This is a genomic window from Rathayibacter tritici (assembly GCF_002932875.1).
Lineage (GTDB): Bacteria > Actinomycetota > Actinomycetes > Actinomycetales > Microbacteriaceae > Rathayibacter > Rathayibacter tritici.
The window spans coordinates 20,589-37,810 of record NZ_PSWS01000002.1 but is presented as its reverse complement, the minus strand read 5'-3'; the positions used below and the strand labels follow the sequence as shown (position 1 = coordinate 37,810).

The following is a 17,222-nucleotide window of genomic DNA, read 5'->3' as shown; positions in this document are numbered from 1 at the left end:
ACGGGAGCGGTCCGCGCGATCGCGACGACGTCCGGCCGCGTCGTCGCGAGCGTCCCGGTCAGACGCCGGCCGAGCGTCGCCCCGCCGGGAGCGCCCCTCGAAGGGTCCGGGCGTCGGGTCGACGTCGGGCAGGCGCGCCGGCGTCCCGGCGTGACGGTGGGCACTCCACAAGACGGTGACCACCTGCTCCGCCTCGGTTCGCACCATCTCCCGCGCGCGTCCTTCGGCGGTGCCAGCGTCCGCGAGAGCGCACGACCGAGCCCAGAATCCGAGGGTAGCTCTCGTCGGGCGAGTGCGGGCCGTCCGGGAAGCCCGGAGCGGCGGAGTCCACGGCGGCGACGCCGTCGGCGAGCAGTGCGTCGCGCCGGTTCGGCCACTCCGCATCGGGGATCGCCCGCTGTCCGACCACGCCCGAGACGTCGGTGAGCGGGTCCGCGCAGGGGAGCAGGGCGGTGGCGATCCGCTGCGGCTACCGCTTCGGTCCCGCGCCGATCGCCCAGACGCGGGGCGGCTGCGCGCCGGTCACTGCGTGGTCCCCCACAATCCGCGCCTTGAACACCCACGGGTTGTGGCTCGCGACCGTGCGGGCGTTGCGCCAGTGCCGGTCGAGGTTTTTCCTCGTGCTCACTCCGGAGGCGCCGAGCGCGTCGAAGATGTCCGAGGTCGCGCGGGTGGCCAGCTGCGTCAGCACGATCTGGGCCTGCGCCGTCTCGAGCTCGGCGCGGTGGTTCTGCCGCTCGTCCTCGGCCGCATCGCCGTCGAGTGCCGCGTCGTGCGCGCGCTGCAGCGCTATCGCCGCGCGCTCGACGATCGCCGCTCCTGCGTAGGCGGCCGCCGAGACCTGCCCCACCACCTGCAGGATCTGCGGGTCCGCGGCGAACGAGTCGGCGTTCCCGTGGGAGAAGATCCGCGTCCGGTTCCGCACCTCTGCCGCGATCTCGCGCTCGGCCCCTGCGATCGAACCGGCCAGCACCGCCAGCAGCACCGCTTGGTAGAACGCGGTCTGGTAGCGGAACCGGGTGTCGAAGTCGATCACGTCCTCCGCCGCGACCACCGCCCGGGTGAAGGTGCTCGTGCCCGAGCCGGTGGTGCGCTGGCCGAAGCCGTCCCAGTCGTCGGCGTGCTCGACTCCGCTCTGGTGCGCGTCGACGATGGCGATCACCTTCTGCCCGGTGTCGGTGCGCTGAGCGAAGGTGTCGATCCAGTCGGCGAAGATGCTCCCCGTGGAGTAGTACTTGGTGCCCGTCACCGTGAAGCGCGTCGGGTCGCCCTCGACGGGTGTGACCTTCGTCAGCACCTCGCCGACCGCGACCGTGCCGATCTCGGTCCAGGCGTTGCCCCCGAGCTGCCCGCCGGCGAAGCGCTGGAGCCAGCGCTCGCGTGTCCCGTCCGTCGCGAGCAGCCGGTCCTCGACCAGCGCGAAGTGGCCGCGGAGCGCCTGCGGGATGTTCGAGTCCGCTGCGGCCAGCTCGGTCAGCAGACGGAACAGCTGCGGGAGACTCGCGCCGGCCCCGCCGGCCTCCACCGGTACGCGCACTGCGCCGAATCCCGCCTCCGCCAGCGCACGGATCTGCGCGACCGGCAGCTCCCGGGCGCTCTCCCGCGCCGCCGCTCCCTCCGCGATCTCGGCGAACAGCGGCCGGAAACGCCCCGCCAGTTCCTCGTAGTCCACGGCGGGCACGGCCCGCACCTCGGTCGCCGTCATCGTCTGCTCCTCACCGCTGCGCCCGTCCGGGCTGCTCGCGCTCGACGGTAAGGGAGCGGCCCTCTCCTCGTGTCGCCCGTGTCGAACGATGACGTCCCGTGTCCCTCCGTGACGCACCGCAGGCACACCGGCTGACACGGACCGCCGGGAATGCCACACGCCGTGCGCTGTTGGCCCTGGGGATGCCCTCCTCCACACCCGTCTCCCCGTCCGACTCCCGCAACGCCCTCGTCGTCGGTGCGACCGGCATCGGCGGCTCCGCCCTCGTCGACCTGCTCAGCGAGCAGGGCTGGCCGGTGACCGCCCTCTCGCGCCGCCCGATCGACGCCCGCCCCGGCGTCACTCCGCTCGCCGCCGACCTGCGCTCAGCCGAGGAACTCGCTCGCGTGCTCGCCGATCAGCGGCCCACGCACGTCTTCTTCACCGCGTGGTCGCGGCAGGCGACGGAGGAGGAGAACATCGCGGTCAACGGCGGCATGGTCCGCGACCTGCTCGCGGCTCTCACCCATGCTCCGGTTGAGCACGTTGCACTCGTGACCGGCCTCAAGCACTACCTCGGTCCGTTCGAGGCCTACGGTCAGGGCGCCATGCCGGACACTCCGTTCCATGAGGAGGAGGAGCGCCTGGACGCGCCGAACTTCTACTACGCACAGGAGGACGAGCTCTTCGCCGCGGCGGATCGAGCGGGCTTCACCTGGTCGGTGCACCGCTCCCACACGGTCATCGGGCACGCTGTCGGCAACGCGATGAACATGGGCCTCACCCTCGCCGTCGCAGCGTCGATCCACCGCGCCGAGAACACGCCCTTCGTCTTCCCCGGCTCGCTCACGCAGTGGAACGGCCTCACCGATATGACGGACGCGACGATTCTCGCCGAGCAGATGCTCTGGGCGTCGACGTCGGAGGCAGGCCGCGACGAAGCCTTCAACGTGGTCAACGGCGACGTCTTCCGCTGGCGCTGGATGTGGACGCGGATCGCCGAGTACTTCGGGGTCGAGCCGGTCGGTCCCGGCGAGGTAGCGCAACCGCTCGAGCAGCAGATGGTTGATGCTCAGCCGGTCTGGGAGCGCCTCGTAGAAGAGCGTGGCCTGGTCGAGTCGGATCTGGCCCGCGTCGTTTCGTGGTGGCATACCGACGCCGATCTCGGCCGGCAGATCGAGGTCGTCACCGACATAGGCAAGTCGCGCCTGGCGGGCTTCAGCAGCTACCACCGCACCGTCGACTCGTTCACGGCTCTCTTCGACCGCTCTCGCGCAGAGCGGTTGATCCCGTAGCCGCTTCTCTGCCGTCTGTGGAGAGCAGTAGCGCGATTCCCGTGGGGACGCGGGCTTTGCGCGTGCTGGTGAAACGACGAGGGTCGATTGGCGCGCTCGAGTTCGGTCGGCCCCCGGGGCGTCATCGGCTCACGAGTGCGGAGGTCTCAGATCTCAGCCAGGCGTTCTTCGTCGCCGTCGGCACCGCATTCATCTGGGCGATGAAGTCTGCGCCGTAGGGGTCACTGGTGATTCCGCCGATACGAGCTGGGTCGCGGATGATCTGCGGTACGAGGTGAAAATACTGCACTTTCCCGAAGTAGTCGGCGAGGGCGCGGAATGATTGATTGGCGGCGATCTGCTCGAGATGGGTCTGAGTGAGCCGGACGGCGTCGGTCTCGTCTTCGAGTTGAGGCCGCTTAAGCAGCTCCACCCCATTCTTCTCAGCGAGTTCCTCACCGACGATGGGACGATTCAGGCCTCCTTTTTCTCCCCGGATCGAGAGGCGGTATCGCCATTCGTCCTCCGCATCGCTCAGCCGAAGATCGATGATGAGGCGGCCGCCCTGATTGTTGCGAGCGAATAAACTGCGAACTTTGCTGATGCCGCCGCGGCGTTCGATCGCCGAGGTGAGGCCGCCCCCGGTCGCCGCAATGTCTCCCAGAAAGCGAAATAGATCGAGAAGATTCGACTTGCCTGATGCATGTGGGCCGACGACAAAAAGCCGGTTGTCGATCGGGAAGTCGAGAGACGTGAAGTTTCGCCAGTTGCTTGCTGTGACGTGCGTTATGCGCATGGTCTACCTCCTCTTCCGCTTCGGTGAGTCACCTTCAGCCCAGGGGGTGCAGCCGATTCGGACGCGGATGACAAGTGGACAAGTACGTCCTGATGTTGGAGAGAGCGGGGAGCATCAGCGGGACTCCGCCCGCGGCACTACCCGCTCGTCACCCGCGCCGCAGGGGAGAGCTGGTGACGCACAAAGTGGAGGGTGAAGCTGCGGCGGTGTCCGCCGGTGACGCGTTCGGCGAGGACACGGATGCCGAGGACGGCGACGACTCGCCACTGCTCGCTCTCCTTCCCGACAACGGCAGAGAAGACGTCGCCCGGACGAACCCTGTCCTCGCTGGTGCCGTGGCCGCTCGTACCGTGGATCATCTCGCCGCTCCTGGAGCTGGCGGACCTCGCGGTCGGCGCTTCGGCTGCGCCGCGCAGCCGCCCGCCGGTCGCGCGAGAGGGGGGCTCGAGCGACCGGCGGCCGGTTCTGCGTGCGGCAGCAGGGCCGAGCCCGCCGAAACGATCCTGTGCCGCAGGAGCAGTGTAGGACGGGGCTCCTGATCGTGGCGCGGAATGTCAACCTCTTGCGAGCGCGCTCTCTGGCTCTTCGCGTGCCGAAAAACGACGGCACCCGCCTCCCTGGCGGGGAAACGGGTCGTGTCGGTGGCAGGCAGCGGGAGTCTGATCGGGTGCGACTCAGGCGCGGAATGTCAGGCGGCGGGTTCGGCGCGACGCAGCGGGACGGCTGCGGCGCTCGTCGGCTCGGGCACGATGCGCAGGCCTGCGCCGCTGTTGGCACGCTCCATCAGAGCCTCGACCCACTCAGGGTTGATGGTGGGTTGGCGGCTGCCCTTGAACTCGAACTGAATCGGGATGGTCGGGTGCATCCAGACGCCGCGGCGCCCGGTACCGGCGTGAGGGCTCGCGTCGAGAGTGAGCAGGAAGCGCTCATCGCGGCGGAACTTGTTGATGATCACGATCTGGAGGTGGGCGAGGGCGCGGTCCTCGACCTCGATGGCGGCGGGGGGAGTTCCGTACAGGATGGTGCCCATGATGTTCTCCGATCTGGCGTGCTGGTGGCTGACGTCCGTCACTTTATATCGCTAGACACGCTGTCTACTAGTTGAGCTAGCTATGTTCGATCGAGACTGCGCTTTCTGGCCATCGACGTCCGTAGCTCGATTCTGCGCCGATCGGGCACACCACAGAAAGCCCCTCGGCGGGAATGTCCGGAGAAGAAGGAAAACGAGCCAATGTCAGGCGCGGCGCTGCTCCAGAATGCGGTCTGCGTCGTCGCCGATCGGTTCGCCCACGAGTTCCTGCGTGCCGTTGATCGGTGTGCTGTCAGCGGGGCGCTCGACAATCTCGCGCATGGTCTGGAGGAAGCGGATGACGGTGCCGGCCTCGCTCGGATTCAAGGTCTCGGCGGCCTCGAGCATGCGGTGGTGCAGGGCGTCGAGGGTCTCGCGGACCTCACGGTGCGACGTGGGCGTCGCGACGATGCGGAGAGCGCGGCGATCGCTCGGGTGGGGTTCGCGCACGACGTGCCCGCTCTTGACCAGCCGGTCGATGAGCACGGTTGTCGAGGCGGAGGAGATGCCGAGGTAAGAGGCGAGGTCCTTGGGGCTGACGTGTACGCCGTTCTGCTGGCGGCGCATTAAGAACTGCACGGCGAGCAGGTCGTTCTCGCCCATGCCCATCGATCCGCGGGTCCTACGGCGCATCGCAGCTTCGGCGGTGCGGAAGGCGCGCATCGCGGCGAGGACCTCCACCGCTCCGGGCTCGGTCGCCTCACCCGAGTACCAGAAGGCCCCGGTTCGTTTCAGCGTGACCTCATCCATGTGCAACAGTCTAGACAGACGTGTAGCAAGAACATCTAGTTAAGCCAAGCTCCCTCGGGGTGGTTGTCCGCACCGGTGAACACCACTACCAATGAACTGCTCGTGAGACGTGCTGGATAGTGAGTGTCGAAGGGAATGACGAGTGCTTGACGAACTCGCCCGTCTGCAGTCGCTCCCCACGGACAGCATGGATCCGCTGCTCGGGGCCCCTCTGGTCGACCGCTACCTTGTTCTCGAGCGAGTGGGGGAGGGTGGCAGCGCGAGCGTCTACCGCGCCAGCGATCTGCTCCCCCGCGAAGCGGCCGTCTCGGTGCACCGCGACCTCTCCGACACCCCGAACGAACGCGCTCGACGCGAGCGTGAGATCCGCCTGCTGATCGACTTCCGTCACGCCAGCGTGGTCGATGTCCTCGACCAGGGCGAGCTACCCGGTGGCGGCGGCGCGTTCCTCGTCCTCGAATACTTCGACCGCAGCAACCCCGCCGCCGACGGGTTCGGCTCCGGCGACCAGCGCCTGGTCGCCGAGGTCGGCGCTCAGGCCGCCGATGCGCTCGCTCACCTTCACTGACCTGGACCCTCCTGATCGTCGGGATGCTGCTGAAGTACGCGATCAGAGCCGGCGACTGGCCGGTGAGCGTCGCCGGACCGATTCACGGCTTCGCGTTCCTTGCCTACGCAGCCGCGGCGCTCGTGCTCGCGGTGAACCAGCGCTGGACGGCCGGTGCGACGGCGCTCGCGGTGGCCAGTGCCGTCGTGCCGTCCGCGACAGTCCCGCTCGAGCGCGCCGTCGAGCGCCGCGGGCTGCTGGAGGGGCCGTGGCGCACCTCCGTGAGCGACGACCCGCGCGACCGGCGTGTGACGCGCCGCCTCCTCCGCTGGGCCCTCGGGCGACCGGTGCTCGCGGGTGTGCTCGTGCTCGCACTGGTCGCTGTGGTGTTCGCGGCGCTCCTGGTGGTCGGACCGCCCGGGGGCGGGGAGGGCTGAGCCGGACGGGGGTGCGAGTCTGACCGGGGGTCGGAGTTGGAGGGGGGGCCTCGACCCTCACCTGTAAGTAGGAGGGTGCGGTGTGGAGGACGCGGTGAGTGAGTGGGCGTGCGGGTGGGGCTCGCGGGTGATCAGGCGGTGCGTGTCTCCGCGTCGATGAGGATCTCGGCGGCGCGGCGGGCGTGCAGAGCGGCCTCGGGGGTGCCAGCGATGGCCGCGGTGGTTTGGGCGCCTTCCGCGAGGATCGCGAGCTGCGCGGCGAGTTCCGATCCGCCTCCCGCGTCCTCCGCGAGGCTCGCGAGGAACCGCTGGAACGACTCCTTGTGCTCGCGCGCCATCTCGGCGACCGCCGGGTTCGAGGATCCCAGCTCGCCGAAAGCATTGATGAAGCCGCAGCCCCGGAACGAGTCCTCCGAGAACCAGTCGAAGAGGAAATCGTAGATCGCGAGGAGCTTGCCGCGGGGTCCGCTCGCCGCGGCAACCCTGGCGCTCACGCCGAGCGTCCACTGCTCGTGCCGGCCGTGCAGCACCGCGACGATCACCGACTCCTTACTCGGGAAGACGGAGTAGAGCCGCTTGAGCGAGACCTCCGCGGCGGTGCGCAGCTCGTCCATCCCGACCGACTGGATGCCGCGTTCGTAGTAGAGGCGGTCGGCGGCCGCGAGGATCGCCTCGCGGGGAGGGCGCTCGTCGAGGGTCGGGGACATCCGTCCATGCTATGCGGTGCGGGAACGCGCGTTCTCCGCCCGGAGCGGCGGGCGTGCGATGTGCAGGGGATTGCTGCGGAGTGGCCAATCCTGCCGCCTTGTGCGCTGCCGAAGTGCGCCGGGTCCTGCACATCGCACCTGCGCCTGCTGGGCCGACTCCGGCGACTGCGGTAGGGCAGGTGCGGTTTGCAGGGGATTCGTCAGAGGTGGGCTGTTGCGCCGCCGGATGGGCGCGAGAGCCCGGGGAAGTCCTGCGAATCGTACGGAGCCCTGCGAATCGGACGTGGGCCTGCGAATCGGACGGGGGCCTGCAGATCGGACGGGGATGGCCGGGCGGGCGGCGGCTGCTAGCGTCGCGCTCGGGCGCGTCGGCGCCGGGAACGGAGGCGGGGCGCATGGTTGTCGCGATGCAGGCAGAGGGGTTCGACGGGCCGGAGGCGCTGCGCGCCGTCCAGGTCCATCCGGGAGAGCCGGCGCTCGGGCGGGTGCGAATCGCGGTGCGCGCGGCGGGCGTGAATCCGGCTGACGCGAAGCTCCTGCGCGGGATGTTCGGGCGCGGCCGGGTGCCGGTGCGTCCGGGCAGCGAGGTCTCCGGAGTGGTGACCGCCGTCGGCGAGAAGCCGGAGGGTCCGCTCGGTCCGATCCGTGTCGGCGACGAGGTCGTGGCGTTCCGGGTCTCCGGCGGATACGCGGAGGAAATGGTCGCGCCGGCGAGCGCGGTGCTGCCCAAGCCCGGAGGGCTCGACTGGGCGGCGGCGGCTGGCCTGCTGCTGGCGGGGACGACCGCCGAGCATCTCGTCGAGGCGACGCGGGTCTGCTCAGGGGACACTGTTCTCGTGCACGGGGCAGGCGGAGCCGTCGGCACGCTCGCGGTGCAGCTCGCCGTCTCCCGTGGCGCGCGGGTGCTGGGCACGACGAGCGAGCGCGGTGAGGACGTCGTCCGCCGGTTCGGTGCCGAGCCACTCCGCTACGGCGCCGGGTTGGCGGATCGTGTGCGAGCCCTGGCGACCGACGGTTCGACGCGGCGCTCGACACGGCGGGCACGGACGAGGCCCTGGACACCTCCGTGGACGTCGTCGCCGACCGCTCCCGCATCGCGACCATCGCCGGGTTCGAGCACGCCGCTCGTCTCGGCGGGATCCTCCTGCTCGGCGGCGGACCCGGCGCCGACTCCGGGACCGCCCTGCGCGACGCGGCCCGGCCCGGACTGCTGGAGCGGGCCGGACGCGGCGAGCTGCAGGTCGTGCTGGGCCCAGCTTTCCCGTTGCGGGAGGCAGCGGCGGCGCTCGCCCTCGTCGAGTCGGGTCGCGCGCGCGGCAAGGTGGTGCTGCTCCCCTGAACGCGACCCGCTCCCTCGACCTGCCGGCCCGTGGTCCATTCGATATCGCGGGCGTCGCGAACCTCCTCCGCAACCACGCCCTACCCGGAGTGGAGCGGGTCTCCGCTGACGGCCGGCGCCTGGAGCGCCTGCTCACCCTTGACGGTGCTGCGCACGCGGTCGCACTGGAGGTAATGGAGACGGGGCTGCGAGTCACCGCGCACCCGGATGTGCTGGCTGTGGCGGCGTCGGTCGTCCGCGCCTGGTTCGACCTCGACTCCGACGTGCTGGCGATCGGCCGCGAGCTCTCCCGCGATCCGCTGCTCGCGCGCGCGGTCGCGGCCCGGCCGGGGCTGCGGGCGACGCAGTACCCGGAGGCGTTCGAAGCGGCGGTGATGGCGGTGCTCGGCCAGCAGGTGTCGGTCGCCGCCGCCCGCACCTTCGGCGGTCGGACGGCGGCAGTTTTCGGCGTCCCGGGCGAGCGCGGCCTGCTGGCGTTCCCGACTCCTGCCGCTCTGCTCGCTCCGGAGTTCGAGGCGTTGCGCTCGGCGATCGGAATCACCAACGCCCGCGCGCGGACCGTGCGGGCCGTCGCCGAGGCGTTCGCCGCGGGATCGGTGCTCGACCGCGAGGGCGACCTGGCCCAGCAGCGGCGCCTCCTGCTCGCGATCCCGGGTGTCGGGCCGTGGACCGCCGACTATCTCGCGCTGCGATTCCTCGGCGATCCGGACGCGTTCCCCGCGGGCGACCTCGTGCTGCGGAAGGCGCTCGGGCGGGTGAGCGCGGCGGAGGCGGAAGCCGCGTCGCAGGCGTGGCGGCCGCACCGCGCGCACGCGGCGTTCCACCTCTGGGCGAGCACCGGGGCGGTCTGAGGCGACCGGTGTCCGTTGCCGAGGTTCCGGAGCCGCCGACGGCCCGTCCGACCGGCGGAGGGTCTCGCTGGATCTCGGTTGCGGACGGATCAGGTCAGGTACTCGACGTCGTCGTACAGGATCGGCGCGTCCTCGGCGTCCGGATCCTCGACCGCGACGTCCTCGTGCTCGAGGATGACGGCAACGCCCGGGGAGACCAGCACGCAGACCTCGCGTTCGCCCGCGACCGTGAAGCTCACCATGTCGCCGCGGTTGCGCACGGCGTCGACGAGGCGCTTCTCGAGTTCCTCGGTGTCGAGCGAAATGGACAGGAGGAAGCGGCGGCCGTCGATGCTGAGCGTCGTGCGACGCACGGTCGTCTCGGGCTCGGGGGGAGTGTCGCGGCCGCCGCGGCCCGGCGTGACCGCCTTGACCCGCAGCGACGAGGCGTGCATCCGGATGACCGCGTTCACGAGGCCAACTCCGGACGCGCCTCGTGGTGGCGGCGGCCGCCGGCGTCGACAGCCTCCCCGAGAGCGAGATCGGCCGAGCCGGTGAGACGGTGGAAGCCGTAGAGCAGACCGCGGGAGGGCTCGACCGTTTCGAGCGCCTCCGAGAGCTTCCCGAGCGCCGCCACGGTGGCGTCGTCGAGACCCTCCGGGCGCAGGTGCGCGGAGTCGGGGTGGTCGTGTGAGCTGCTCATTCAGGTGAGCCTAGGCCGACCTCACGGCTCTGTGACCCCCTTGCGCCGCCGCCGCGAATGGTTCGTGCCCGCTGCGGAAGCAAACTCAGGTGCACCTCGCGGAGGGCACCGTCCTCGGCCACGGCGGTCAGGAAGGTGCAGGCAGGTTGGCGCCGCCGATCCGTCGGGGAGCCCGGATTCAACAGTCGCAGACCGGCCGGCGAAACGGAGTCCCAGGGGATGTGGCTGTGGCCGAAGATCAGCACGTCGGCGCCCGGGAAGGCGACGTCGGCGCGGATCTCGCGGCCGGTTGCCGGCCCGGTCTCGTGCACCACACGGAGGTCGAGCCCGGCGACGCGCGCGTGGGCGACCTCGGGCAGGCGGGCGCGTAGCGACTCCGGATCGTTGTTGCCCCAGACGGCCAGGAGGAGCGGCGCTCGCTGCTCCAGTGCGTCGAGGGTCGCCTCGTCGACCCAGTCGCCCGCGTGCACGACCAGGTCGGCTTCGTCGATCGCCTGCCACACCTCGTCGGGGAGAGTCGTCGCCCGTTTCGGCAGGTGGGTGTCGGCGAGCAGGAGGAGGCGGACCGGTCCGCCGAGCGAGGGTGGTGCGCCGTCGGGGCCGGGCAGGAGCAGGGGCATCAGCGGGCGAAGGCGGGCTGGACCATCGGCGTCAGCGGGCAGGGCCGGGCGTCGGCTCCACTCCGCCGTCGGCGCCGGGCTCGGTCGCAGTGCCGGAGCCGCGGAGGCGGGCGTCGAGCGCGTCGAGGTCGGCGGTGAACCAGAGGTGGTCGCCGCGGTTCGACTCGGCGACGAACGCCTGCAGCGCACTCGACTCCGCCACGGGTCCGGTCACGTCGCCGAGGATCACAAGTCGCTTGCCGTACGAGACGAACTTCTGCACGAACTCGCCCGCGATCCCGGAGCGCAGGTGCAGAAACTCGGCGTCGAGCCGGCCGACGGGGACCACGATCGTCTCGACGTCGCTCCCGTAGGTCTCGCCGATGAGCGCGATGGCGTCCTCCGGAGTCGAGAGCGCGCCCCCATCGTCGTCGACGATCAGGAGGGGGACGCCCTGGCGGGTCTCGGTTCTCATCGGGCCAGCCAATCACGCCGATCCGGAAGGCGCGAGGGGCGGGCGGTGCTTCTCGTCGGCCGCCGCTTGAGAGGATTCCTTCTCGGCTGACCCGCGTGAGCTCCCCGATGTCGATCCGTTCGCTGGTGGGAGCCGCCCGGGTAGCGGTCGGCGCTGACCGGGTTGTCGGCGAGGAGGCGGATGCCGGGGGAGCGGCGCGCGCCAGGCGCCAGCGCTCCGCGTCCGCTCCTCACTCCGCCGTCGCGGCGTCCGGCTTCCTCCAGAACGGGGAGTAGTGGGACCCGTCGAGATCGTCGAACTGGCGCTGGTACAGGAAGGAGTCGTCGCCGGTGTCGCCGATCCGACCGCCCGCGGCGGCGGCGCGCTCACCCTCGCCACCCGCGGGCACGTCGTCACGAGTGCCGCCGAGGGAACCCCGCACCGCACACCCGGCTCAGCGGAACGATCGCAGTCGCAGACTGTTCAGCACGACGAACACGCTCGAGAACGCCATTGCGGCCCCGGCCACCAGCGGCCCCAGGAGCCCGGACATCGCGAGCGGGATCGCGGCGACGTTGTAGGCGAAGGCCCAGAAGAGGTTGCCGCGGATCACGCCGAGGGTGCGGCTGCTCAGGCGCAGCGCGTCGGGCACGCGGCTCAGGTCGTCGCCGACGAGAGTGATGTCGCTCGCCTCGATCGCGGCGTCCGATCCGGCGCCCATCGCGATCCCCACCTCAGCGGCGGCGAGCGCTGCGGCATCATTCACGCCGTCCCCGACGAACGCGACGTGGCGGCCCTCGGCGCGCAGCCGCTCGATCACGGCGAGCTTCTCCTCCGGCAGCACCTCGGCGATCACCTCGTCGATGCCCACGGCCGAGGCGACCGCCCGCGCGGCCCGCGGATTGTCGCCGGTGAGCATCAGCACTCGCAGCCCGCGCTCGCGCAGGGCGCGGACGGTGCGGGCGGCCTCGTGTCGCGGCTCGTCGCGGAGTACCGCGAAGCCGCGTAGCTCTCCGTCCCAGCCGACGCCGACGACGGTACCGCCCTCGATGCTGGCCCGCTCGGCGCGTTCGGCGAGGTCTCCCGGAGCGAAGCCCCACTGCTCCTCCAGCCAGCGCAGCCGACCGGCGACCACCAGGCGGCCCTCGACTCGGGCGCGCACGCCGAAGCCGGCGCTCGCGCGGAAACCGGTCGCCTCGGGGACGTCGAGGTGAGCGGCCCCGGCCACGATCGCGGCGGCCAGCGGATGCTCGGACCCGCGCTCAAGCGCGGCGAGCATCCGCAGGCTCTCGTCGTCGCTGGCCGCGACCACCTGGAAGGTGCCGGTGGTGAGCGTGCCGGTCTTGTCGAGCACCACCGTGTCGATCCGGCGGCCGGCCTCGAGCACCTCCGGCCCGCGCAAGAGGATCCCCAGCTGCGAGCCGCGGCCGGTCCCCACGAGAACGGCGGTCGGAGTGGCCAGGCCCAGCGCGCACGGGCACGCGACGACCAGCACCGCCACGGCGGGCGAGACGGCGGCGGCGAGGTCGGCGCCGGCGATCAGCCAGCCGAGGAGGGTCGCCAGGGCGAGCACCACGACGACCGGGACGAAGACGGAGGAGACGCGGTCGGCGAGCCGCTGCACGCGCGCCTTGCCGGCCTGGGCGCTGGAGACCAGGCGGCCCATCCGGGCGAGCGTCGTCTCGGAGCCGACCCGGTCGACCCGGACGGTGAGCAGTCCGTGCGCGTTCAGCACTCCGCCGGTCACGGACGAGCCCGGCCCGACCTCCACCGGGACGCTCTCGCCGGTGAGCATGCTCGCATCGACGGCGCTCGAGCCCTCGAGCACGGTGCCGTCGGCGGCCACGGTCTCGCCAGGGCGCACCCGGAGGAGGTCGCCGACCGCGAGCGCAGACGCGGGTACCCGCTCCTCCCGCCCGTCGGCAGTGACGCGCACGGCGTCCTTCGCGCCGAGGCGGAGGAGCGCCCGCAGCGCCGCACCGGCGTCGCGCTTGGACCGCGCCTCCAGATAGCGCCCGGCCAGCACCAGGACGGGGACGGCGGCGGCGACCTCGAGGTAGATCTCGTCGTGCCCGGAGCGGCTGCCGAGCAGCTCGAACGGCATGCTCATCCCGGGCCGGCCGGCGTCGCCGAGGAACAGTGCCCAGACGGACCAGGCGAACGCCGCGCTCACGCCGAGGCTGATCAGCGTGTCCATCGTGGTCGAGCCGTGTCGCAGCGCCCGCCAGGCATTGCGGTGAAAGGGGAGCGCGCCCCAGACGGCGACCGGTGAGGCGAGGGCGAGGCATAGCCACTGCCAGTTCGCGAACTGGAGCGGCGGGATCATCGAGAGCAGGACCACGGGCACGGCGAGCAGCGCTGAGACGCGCAGACGGGTGCGCAGGGCGCGGCGCTCGGTGTCGTCGCGGGTGGCGTCGTCGTCGGCGGGGGCGGTGTCGATCGGAGCGGAGGGGAGGGTCGCGCTGTACCCCGCGGCCTCGACGGCGGCGATCGCGTCGGCGGGACTCGTACCCTCGGGGAGCGTCAGCGTTGCCCGCTCGAGCGCGAGGTTCACGGTGGCGTGCACGCCGGGCAGAGCGTCGAGCCGTCGCTCCACGCGGGCGACGCAGGAGGCGCAGGTCATGCCTCCGATGGCCAGTTCGAGCGGAGTGCCGGCCGTTTCACCCACCTCAGCTCAGGGGTGCGAGCCGGTAGCCCGCGTCGGCGACGGCGGCGGCGATCTCCTCGCGGCCGAGCGGACGGGAGGAGCTGACGGTGACGGTCGAGACGCCGTCGGGCACGAGTGAGATGTCGACGCCGGAGACGTCGGGATAGGCGGCGAGTTCCTCCGTGACACTGCGGACGCAGTGCTCGCAGGTCATGCCGGCGACTCCGACGCTCTGCACGGAAGCGGCGGGTGTCGTGGTGTGCTCATGGCTCCCGTGGCCACCACAGGCGCACGCCCCGCCGCCTCCGCAGGCGCAGCCGCCCGTCGAGCCGCTCGCGGTCAGGCCGAGGTCGATCCTGGTGCTCATGAAGTCCTCCTGCATGATGCGACCGGGCGGCTCAAATACCCCCCGGGGGTACCTACATGATAGGCCGATCAGGACTTCGCGGCAAGGCGGGAGAGCGCAGGGGCGAGAATCGTCCGGGCGGGAGGAACCGCCGCACGAGCAGAGGAGGCGAGGCATGGACCCCGCATCGACGCCTCACTGGGGCGTTCCTTCGAGCCGCACGCCGCCGTCCGTCCCTCTCCCCGCGCGCGTCCGGTTCGAGCCGACCGCCCTGCTCGGCTCCATGCTGCGCGTCGGTGCGCTCCCGGCCACCCTCCGCCCCCGGATGCGGCAGGCGGCTCCGGAGCGGCAACGCCGCCTCGTCGCGCTCGCCGACGTCACCGAGGGCTTCGTTGTGCTGCACACCCGCGAGCTCACGCGGGCACTGCGCCGGATCGCTGCTCCGGCCGCGGCGGCCCCGGGCGACGCCGCCTCTGTGCTGGCGGTCGGCCGTGACGGCGTGGAGCTCGCCGCCGAGCGCGCCGACGGACTCCGCATCGCCGAGTGGGAGCGGATTGTCTCGGTCGGAGTGGGGACGTCGCCCGCGGGCGCGCGCCGGGTCCGCGCCGTCGTTCTCACCGTGCTCGCTCCGGGGAGTGTGCCGGCAGAGTCTGCCGCCGCCCGCGCCGTGGCGGAGGCGATTGCCGCGCGTCGCCGTCCGCGCACGGTCCTGATCCCGTTGGTCGTCGCTTCGCCGGGTCCGCTGGGGTGGCGCGTCGCCGATGATCGCTCTTTCCTCCTCGCGCTCGACCGGCTGCGGCGGGCTCTCGGAGAGCGCGCCTGATGCGGGTGCGCCTGCGCTTCGCCCTCGCCGCTCTCGCCGTGCTGGGCCTTGGCCTCGCGCTGCGTTTCGTGCTGACGGGGCTTCTCGCCGACATCGCGGGGGGAGTGGCGTACGTCGTCCTGGTGGCGCTGCTGGTCGCTGTGCTGCTGCCGCGGATTCCGGGCGTGACGGCGGCGGGGATCGCGCTGGCCTGGTCGATCGCGATGGAGCAGTTGCAGGCCATCGGTGTCGCCTCGCGGCTCGTCGAACTGTGGGCGCCGCTCGCCCTCGTCGTCGGCACCACGTTCTCGTGGCTCGACATCGCCGCCTACGTCCTGGGAGCCGTCGTCGCCGCGGCCGTGCATCTCGCCGTCGCTCCCCGCATGCCCGCTGCGTGAGCCGGGCCGCCCGCCGAGACACCCCTGGATCGCCGGGACACCGCCGTCGCCGCGGTACCTCAGTGACGGAGGCGGTGTCTCATCCCGCGCCTGATTAGGGTGGGCCCATGAACGAGCCGGCACGCCCCGAGACGACGGCCCTGCAGGTCACTGCCCCGCACGACCACCGCCGCGACCGGCGCATCCCCGAGCCTGTCGACCGCTTCTCGACCGGAGAGGAGTACCCCGAGTACCGCGTCGACCTCGAGCGGATCCGCTTCTCGCCCTACTTCGCCCGCCTCTCCGCGGTCACCCAGGTCATCTCGCCCTCGGGCGTCGGTCAGGTGGTGCACAATCGGCTCACCCACTCCATCAAGGTGACCGCCGTTGCGCGCGCCATCGCGATGCAGCTGACCACCACCGACCCCGCACAGCGTGAGCTCGTCGATCGGCTCGGTGGCTGCGACCCCGTTGTCGTGCAGGCCGCCGCGAGCGCGCACGACCTCGGCCACCCTCCCTTCGGCCACCTCGGCGAGCAGGCGCTCGACCGCCTCGCCCGCGACCGGCTAGGACTCGCGGAGGGCTTCGAGGGCAACGCGCAGTCGTTCCGGATCCTCTCGGAGCTCGATGTCTGCGAGACGGTGGAGGTGGGCCTGAACCTGACGGCGGCCTCGCGCGCCGCTGTGCTCAAGTACCCGTGGGGGCGGACGGTGCACCGGCCCGACATCGACTCCGCCGACCCGACCGAGCTGCCCCGCGGCTCGACCGCGAGCCGCTGGGAAACCGCGCCGCCCAAATTCTCGGCCTACACGCTCGACCTCGACGATCTCCTCGACGCGCGCTCCGGCTTCGCCGCGATCGCCCCCTGGCAGCAGACCCTCGAGTGCTCGGTGATGGATGTCGCCGACGACATCGCCTACTCGCTGCACGACCTGGACGACTTCTACCGCGCGGGCGTGCTCCAGCAGGCGGCGGTCGCGGTCGAGTTCCGTGCGTTCCTCCGTGAGCAGAACGCGCTCGCCGCCCTCGACGCGGAGGAGCTGTGGGCGCGGGCACCCGGCCATTCGCTCGAGATGCTGCGCCGAAGGCTGGTAGCCCGCGACCCGTGGATCGCGAGCGACGAGCACTTTCGCGCCTCGGTCGAGCGGGTGTCGGCCGAGCTGGTGGAGGGGCTGCTCGCGCTCCCGTTCGACGGGTCGACCCGCACCGAACGCGCGATCGAGGCGTTCGTCTCCTCCTGGATCGGTCGGCTGCAGCGCTCAGTGCTGGTGCTCGCCGAGCCGAACGTCCGCTCGGGCCACCTCTCGCTGCTCCCGGACGCCTGGCACGACGTGGCGGTGCTGAAGTTCGTGCACACCCGCTTCGTGATCGACCGGCCCGACTTCGCCACCTATCAGCGCGGCCAGTCGCAGGTGCTCGAGACGCTGGTGACGCACCTCGACGCATGGCTGGCGGATCCGCGCGACGGTTCGCGGGCGCCGCAGAAGCTGCTCGACCTGATCGAGCTCGCGACCGACGGCTACTTCCGCCTGCGCGCCGACCACCCGGACTGGCTGCCCGTGGACGAGCGGGGACGACCGACCTCGGACCCGGCGGTGCTGCAGCGGCTCGGCCGGGGCCGCGGAGTCGTCGACTACGTCGCCACGCTCACCGACGAACAGGCGATGGCGCTCGCGGCCCGCCTGCGCGGCGATCGGGAGCCGTGGGCGATGGGGACCTGACGACCCACCTCCGGCTCGCAGGAATCGGTTCGGCTCGCGGGAATCGCGCATAACGGCGAGCCGAACGCTATTTCGCGAGCCCGATAGTCGCACGGCGCCGCTCAGAGGGGTGGTTGACACCGTGCCCGCCGTATGGCCCG

20 protein-coding genes and 2 pseudogenes are annotated in these 17,222 nt (G+C 71.6%); 9 read left to right on the top strand and 13 right to left on the bottom strand.

Annotation, left to right across the window (positions count from 1 at the left end):
• Positions 1 to 469: 469 nt before the first annotated feature.
• Positions 470 to 1,705, bottom strand: coding sequence for an acyl-CoA dehydrogenase family protein (locus C5D07_RS00785; RefSeq protein WP_104258393.1), 1,236 nt, complete (start codon positions 1,703 to 1,705; stop codon positions 470 to 472).
• A gap of 182 nt (positions 1,706 to 1,887) precedes the next feature.
• On the opposite strand from C5D07_RS00785, the gene C5D07_RS00780 reads away from it, so the two are divergent.
• The gene (locus tag C5D07_RS00780) at positions 1,888 to 2,979 is read left to right on the top strand and encodes an SDR family oxidoreductase (RefSeq protein WP_068255513.1); all 1,092 of its coding nucleotides are present in this window, start codon (positions 1,888 to 1,890) and stop codon (positions 2,977 to 2,979) included.
• A 121-nt stretch (positions 2,980 to 3,100) separates the two neighbouring features.
• Here C5D07_RS00780 and C5D07_RS00775 read toward each other — a convergent pair whose 3' ends face one another.
• The 4 genes from C5D07_RS00775 to C5D07_RS00760 form a co-directional block, all read right to left on the bottom strand.
• Positions 3,101 to 3,754: an AAA family ATPase gene (locus C5D07_RS00775; protein ID WP_104258392.1), complete on the bottom strand. Its 654-nt coding sequence runs from the start codon at positions 3,752 to 3,754 to the stop codon at positions 3,101 to 3,103.
• Between the two features lie 137 nt (positions 3,755 to 3,891).
• Positions 3,892 to 4,113 carry a hypothetical protein gene (locus tag C5D07_RS00770; RefSeq protein WP_068255507.1) on the bottom strand — a complete coding sequence of 74 codons (222 nt, stop codon included), beginning with the start codon at positions 4,111 to 4,113 and terminating at the stop codon, positions 3,892 to 3,894.
• A gap of 329 nt (positions 4,114 to 4,442) precedes the next feature.
• Entirely contained in the window at positions 4,443 to 4,784 is a 342-nt protein-coding gene (locus C5D07_RS00765) for a DUF7882 family protein (protein WP_104258391.1), read from the bottom strand.
• 204 nt (positions 4,785 to 4,988) lie between these two features.
• Positions 4,989 to 5,573: a MarR family winged helix-turn-helix transcriptional regulator gene (locus tag C5D07_RS00760; protein WP_104258390.1), complete on the bottom strand. Its 585-nt coding sequence runs from the start codon at positions 5,571 to 5,573 to the stop codon at positions 4,989 to 4,991.
• 142 nt (positions 5,574 to 5,715) lie between these two features.
• Here C5D07_RS00760 and C5D07_RS00755 point away from each other — a divergent pair, with 142 nt between their 5' ends.
• A complete protein-coding gene (locus tag C5D07_RS00755) occupies positions 5,716 to 6,141 on the top strand; it encodes a protein kinase family protein (protein WP_104258389.1) in 426 nt (141 codons plus the stop codon).
• A 23-nt stretch (positions 6,142 to 6,164) separates the two neighbouring features.
• Positions 6,165 to 6,557: a DUF3817 domain-containing protein gene (locus C5D07_RS00750; RefSeq protein WP_249028139.1), complete on the top strand. Its 393-nt coding sequence runs from the start codon at positions 6,165 to 6,167 to the stop codon at positions 6,555 to 6,557.
• Between the two features lie 131 nt (positions 6,558 to 6,688).
• On the opposite strand, the gene C5D07_RS00745 is transcribed toward C5D07_RS00750, so the two are convergent.
• Positions 6,689 to 7,264 (bottom strand): TetR/AcrR family transcriptional regulator, encoded by a 576-nt coding sequence (locus C5D07_RS00745; RefSeq protein WP_068255493.1) that lies wholly within the window; start codon positions 7,262 to 7,264, stop codon positions 6,689 to 6,691.
• 11 nt (positions 7,265 to 7,275) lie between these two features.
• On the opposite strand from C5D07_RS00745, the pseudogene C5D07_RS16290 reads away from it, so the two are divergent.
• From C5D07_RS16290 to C5D07_RS00735, 3 genes and pseudogenes are all read left to right on the top strand, one after another.
• Positions 7,276 to 7,938: pseudogene (locus tag C5D07_RS16290) on the top strand (alcohol dehydrogenase catalytic domain-containing protein); the annotation flags it as partial.
• Between the two features lie 380 nt (positions 7,939 to 8,318).
• A complete protein-coding gene (locus tag C5D07_RS15995) occupies positions 8,319 to 8,603 on the top strand; it encodes a zinc-binding dehydrogenase (RefSeq protein WP_237358284.1) in 285 nt (94 codons plus the stop codon).
• Positions 8,600 to 9,454: a DNA-3-methyladenine glycosylase family protein gene (locus C5D07_RS00735; protein ID WP_068255490.1), complete on the top strand. Its 855-nt coding sequence runs from the start codon at positions 8,600 to 8,602 to the stop codon at positions 9,452 to 9,454. The genes C5D07_RS15995 and C5D07_RS00735 overlap by 4 nt, the downstream gene beginning before the upstream one ends.
• An 89-nt stretch (positions 9,455 to 9,543) precedes the next feature.
• Here the strand turns inward: C5D07_RS00735 and C5D07_RS00730 are convergent, their stop codons facing one another.
• The 7 genes and pseudogenes from C5D07_RS00730 to C5D07_RS00700 all read right to left on the bottom strand — a co-directional run bounded on the left by C5D07_RS00730 (position 9,544) and on the right by C5D07_RS00700 (position 14,203).
• Positions 9,544 to 9,906, bottom strand: a complete 363-nt coding sequence (locus C5D07_RS00730) for a hypothetical protein (RefSeq protein WP_068255487.1) — start codon at positions 9,904 to 9,906, stop codon at positions 9,544 to 9,546.
• A complete protein-coding gene (locus C5D07_RS00725; protein WP_237358186.1) occupies positions 9,903 to 10,136 on the bottom strand; it encodes a hypothetical protein in 234 nt (77 codons plus the stop codon). Before C5D07_RS00725 ends, C5D07_RS00730 begins: the two co-directional genes overlap by 4 nt.
• Entirely contained in the window at positions 10,133 to 10,756 is a 624-nt protein-coding gene (locus tag C5D07_RS00720; RefSeq protein ID WP_068255485.1) for a metallophosphoesterase family protein, read from the bottom strand. Before C5D07_RS00720 ends, C5D07_RS00725 begins: the two co-directional genes overlap by 4 nt.
• A 31-nt stretch (positions 10,757 to 10,787) precedes the next feature.
• Positions 10,788 to 11,210 carry a DUF4180 domain-containing protein gene (locus C5D07_RS00715; protein ID WP_104258387.1) on the bottom strand — a complete coding sequence of 141 codons (423 nt, stop codon included), beginning with the start codon at positions 11,208 to 11,210 and terminating at the stop codon, positions 10,788 to 10,790.
• A gap of 229 nt (positions 11,211 to 11,439) precedes the next feature.
• Positions 11,440 to 11,577 (bottom strand): annotated as a pseudogene (locus C5D07_RS00710) (VOC family protein); the annotation flags it as partial.
• 66 nt (positions 11,578 to 11,643) lie between these two features.
• Positions 11,644 to 13,857, bottom strand: coding sequence for a heavy metal translocating P-type ATPase (locus C5D07_RS00705; protein WP_258061960.1), 2,214 nt, complete (start codon positions 13,855 to 13,857; stop codon positions 11,644 to 11,646).
• 1 nt (position 13,858) lies between these two features.
• A complete protein-coding gene (locus C5D07_RS00700) occupies positions 13,859 to 14,203 on the bottom strand; it encodes a heavy-metal-associated domain-containing protein (RefSeq protein ID WP_104258386.1) in 345 nt (114 codons plus the stop codon).
• Positions 14,204 to 14,357: 154 nt separating this feature from the next.
• On the opposite strand from C5D07_RS00700, the gene C5D07_RS00695 reads away from it, so the two are divergent.
• The 3 genes from C5D07_RS00695 to C5D07_RS00685 all read left to right on the top strand — a co-directional run bounded on the left by C5D07_RS00695 (position 14,358) and on the right by C5D07_RS00685 (position 17,082).
• Positions 14,358 to 15,005 carry a hypothetical protein gene (locus C5D07_RS00695; protein WP_104258385.1) on the top strand — a complete coding sequence of 216 codons (648 nt, stop codon included), beginning with the start codon at positions 14,358 to 14,360 and terminating at the stop codon, positions 15,003 to 15,005.
• A complete protein-coding gene (locus C5D07_RS00690) occupies positions 15,005 to 15,382 on the top strand; it encodes a DUF2809 domain-containing protein (RefSeq protein WP_084416040.1) in 378 nt (125 codons plus the stop codon). Before C5D07_RS00695 ends, C5D07_RS00690 begins: the two co-directional genes overlap by 1 nt.
• 107 nt (positions 15,383 to 15,489) lie before the next feature.
• A complete protein-coding gene (locus C5D07_RS00685) occupies positions 15,490 to 17,082 on the top strand; it encodes a deoxyguanosinetriphosphate triphosphohydrolase family protein (protein WP_068255472.1) in 1,593 nt (530 codons plus the stop codon).
• Positions 17,083 to 17,222: the final 140 nt, after the last annotated feature.

Excerpts from the sequence above, each read along its gene's own strand:
- C5D07_RS00695 (WP_104258385.1), top strand. The coding sequence starts at position 14,358 with ATGGACCCCGCATCGACGCCTCACTGGGGCGTTCCTTCGAGCCGCACG.
- C5D07_RS00685 (WP_068255472.1), top strand. The coding sequence starts at position 15,490 with ATGAACGAGCCGGCACGCCCCGAGACGACGGCCCTGCAGGTCACTGCC.
- C5D07_RS00765 (WP_104258391.1), bottom strand. The coding sequence starts at position 4,784 with ATGGGCACCATCCTGTACGGAACTCCCCCCGCCGCCATCGAGGTCGAG.
- C5D07_RS00750 (WP_249028139.1), top strand. The coding sequence starts at position 6,165 with ATGCTGCTGAAGTACGCGATCAGAGCCGGCGACTGGCCGGTGAGCGTC.
- C5D07_RS00760 (WP_104258390.1), bottom strand. The coding sequence starts at position 5,573 with ATGGATGAGGTCACGCTGAAACGAACCGGGGCCTTCTGGTACTCGGGT.
- C5D07_RS00725 (WP_237358186.1), bottom strand. The coding sequence starts at position 10,136 with ATGAGCAGCTCACACGACCACCCCGACTCCGCGCACCTGCGCCCGGAG.
- C5D07_RS00700 (WP_104258386.1), bottom strand. The coding sequence starts at position 14,203 with ATGAGCACCAGGATCGACCTCGGCCTGACCGCGAGCGGCTCGACGGGC.
- C5D07_RS00715 (WP_104258387.1), bottom strand. The coding sequence starts at position 11,210 with ATGAGAACCGAGACCCGCCAGGGCGTCCCCCTCCTGATCGTCGACGAC.
- C5D07_RS00720 (WP_068255485.1), bottom strand. The coding sequence starts at position 10,756 with ATGCCCCTGCTCCTGCCCGGCCCCGACGGCGCACCACCCTCGCTCGGC.
- C5D07_RS00785 (WP_104258393.1), bottom strand. The coding sequence starts at position 1,705 with ATGACGGCGACCGAGGTGCGGGCCGTGCCCGCCGTGGACTACGAGGAA.
- C5D07_RS00775 (WP_104258392.1), bottom strand. The coding sequence starts at position 3,754 with ATGCGCATAACGCACGTCACAGCAAGCAACTGGCGAAACTTCACGTCT.
- C5D07_RS00770 (WP_068255507.1), bottom strand. The coding sequence starts at position 4,113 with ATGATCCACGGTACGAGCGGCCACGGCACCAGCGAGGACAGGGTTCGT.
- C5D07_RS00690 (WP_084416040.1), top strand. The coding sequence starts at position 15,005 with ATGCGGGTGCGCCTGCGCTTCGCCCTCGCCGCTCTCGCCGTGCTGGGC.
- C5D07_RS00745 (WP_068255493.1), bottom strand. The coding sequence starts at position 7,264 with ATGTCCCCGACCCTCGACGAGCGCCCTCCCCGCGAGGCGATCCTCGCG.
- C5D07_RS00780 (WP_068255513.1), top strand. The coding sequence starts at position 1,888 with ATGCCCTCCTCCACACCCGTCTCCCCGTCCGACTCCCGCAACGCCCTC.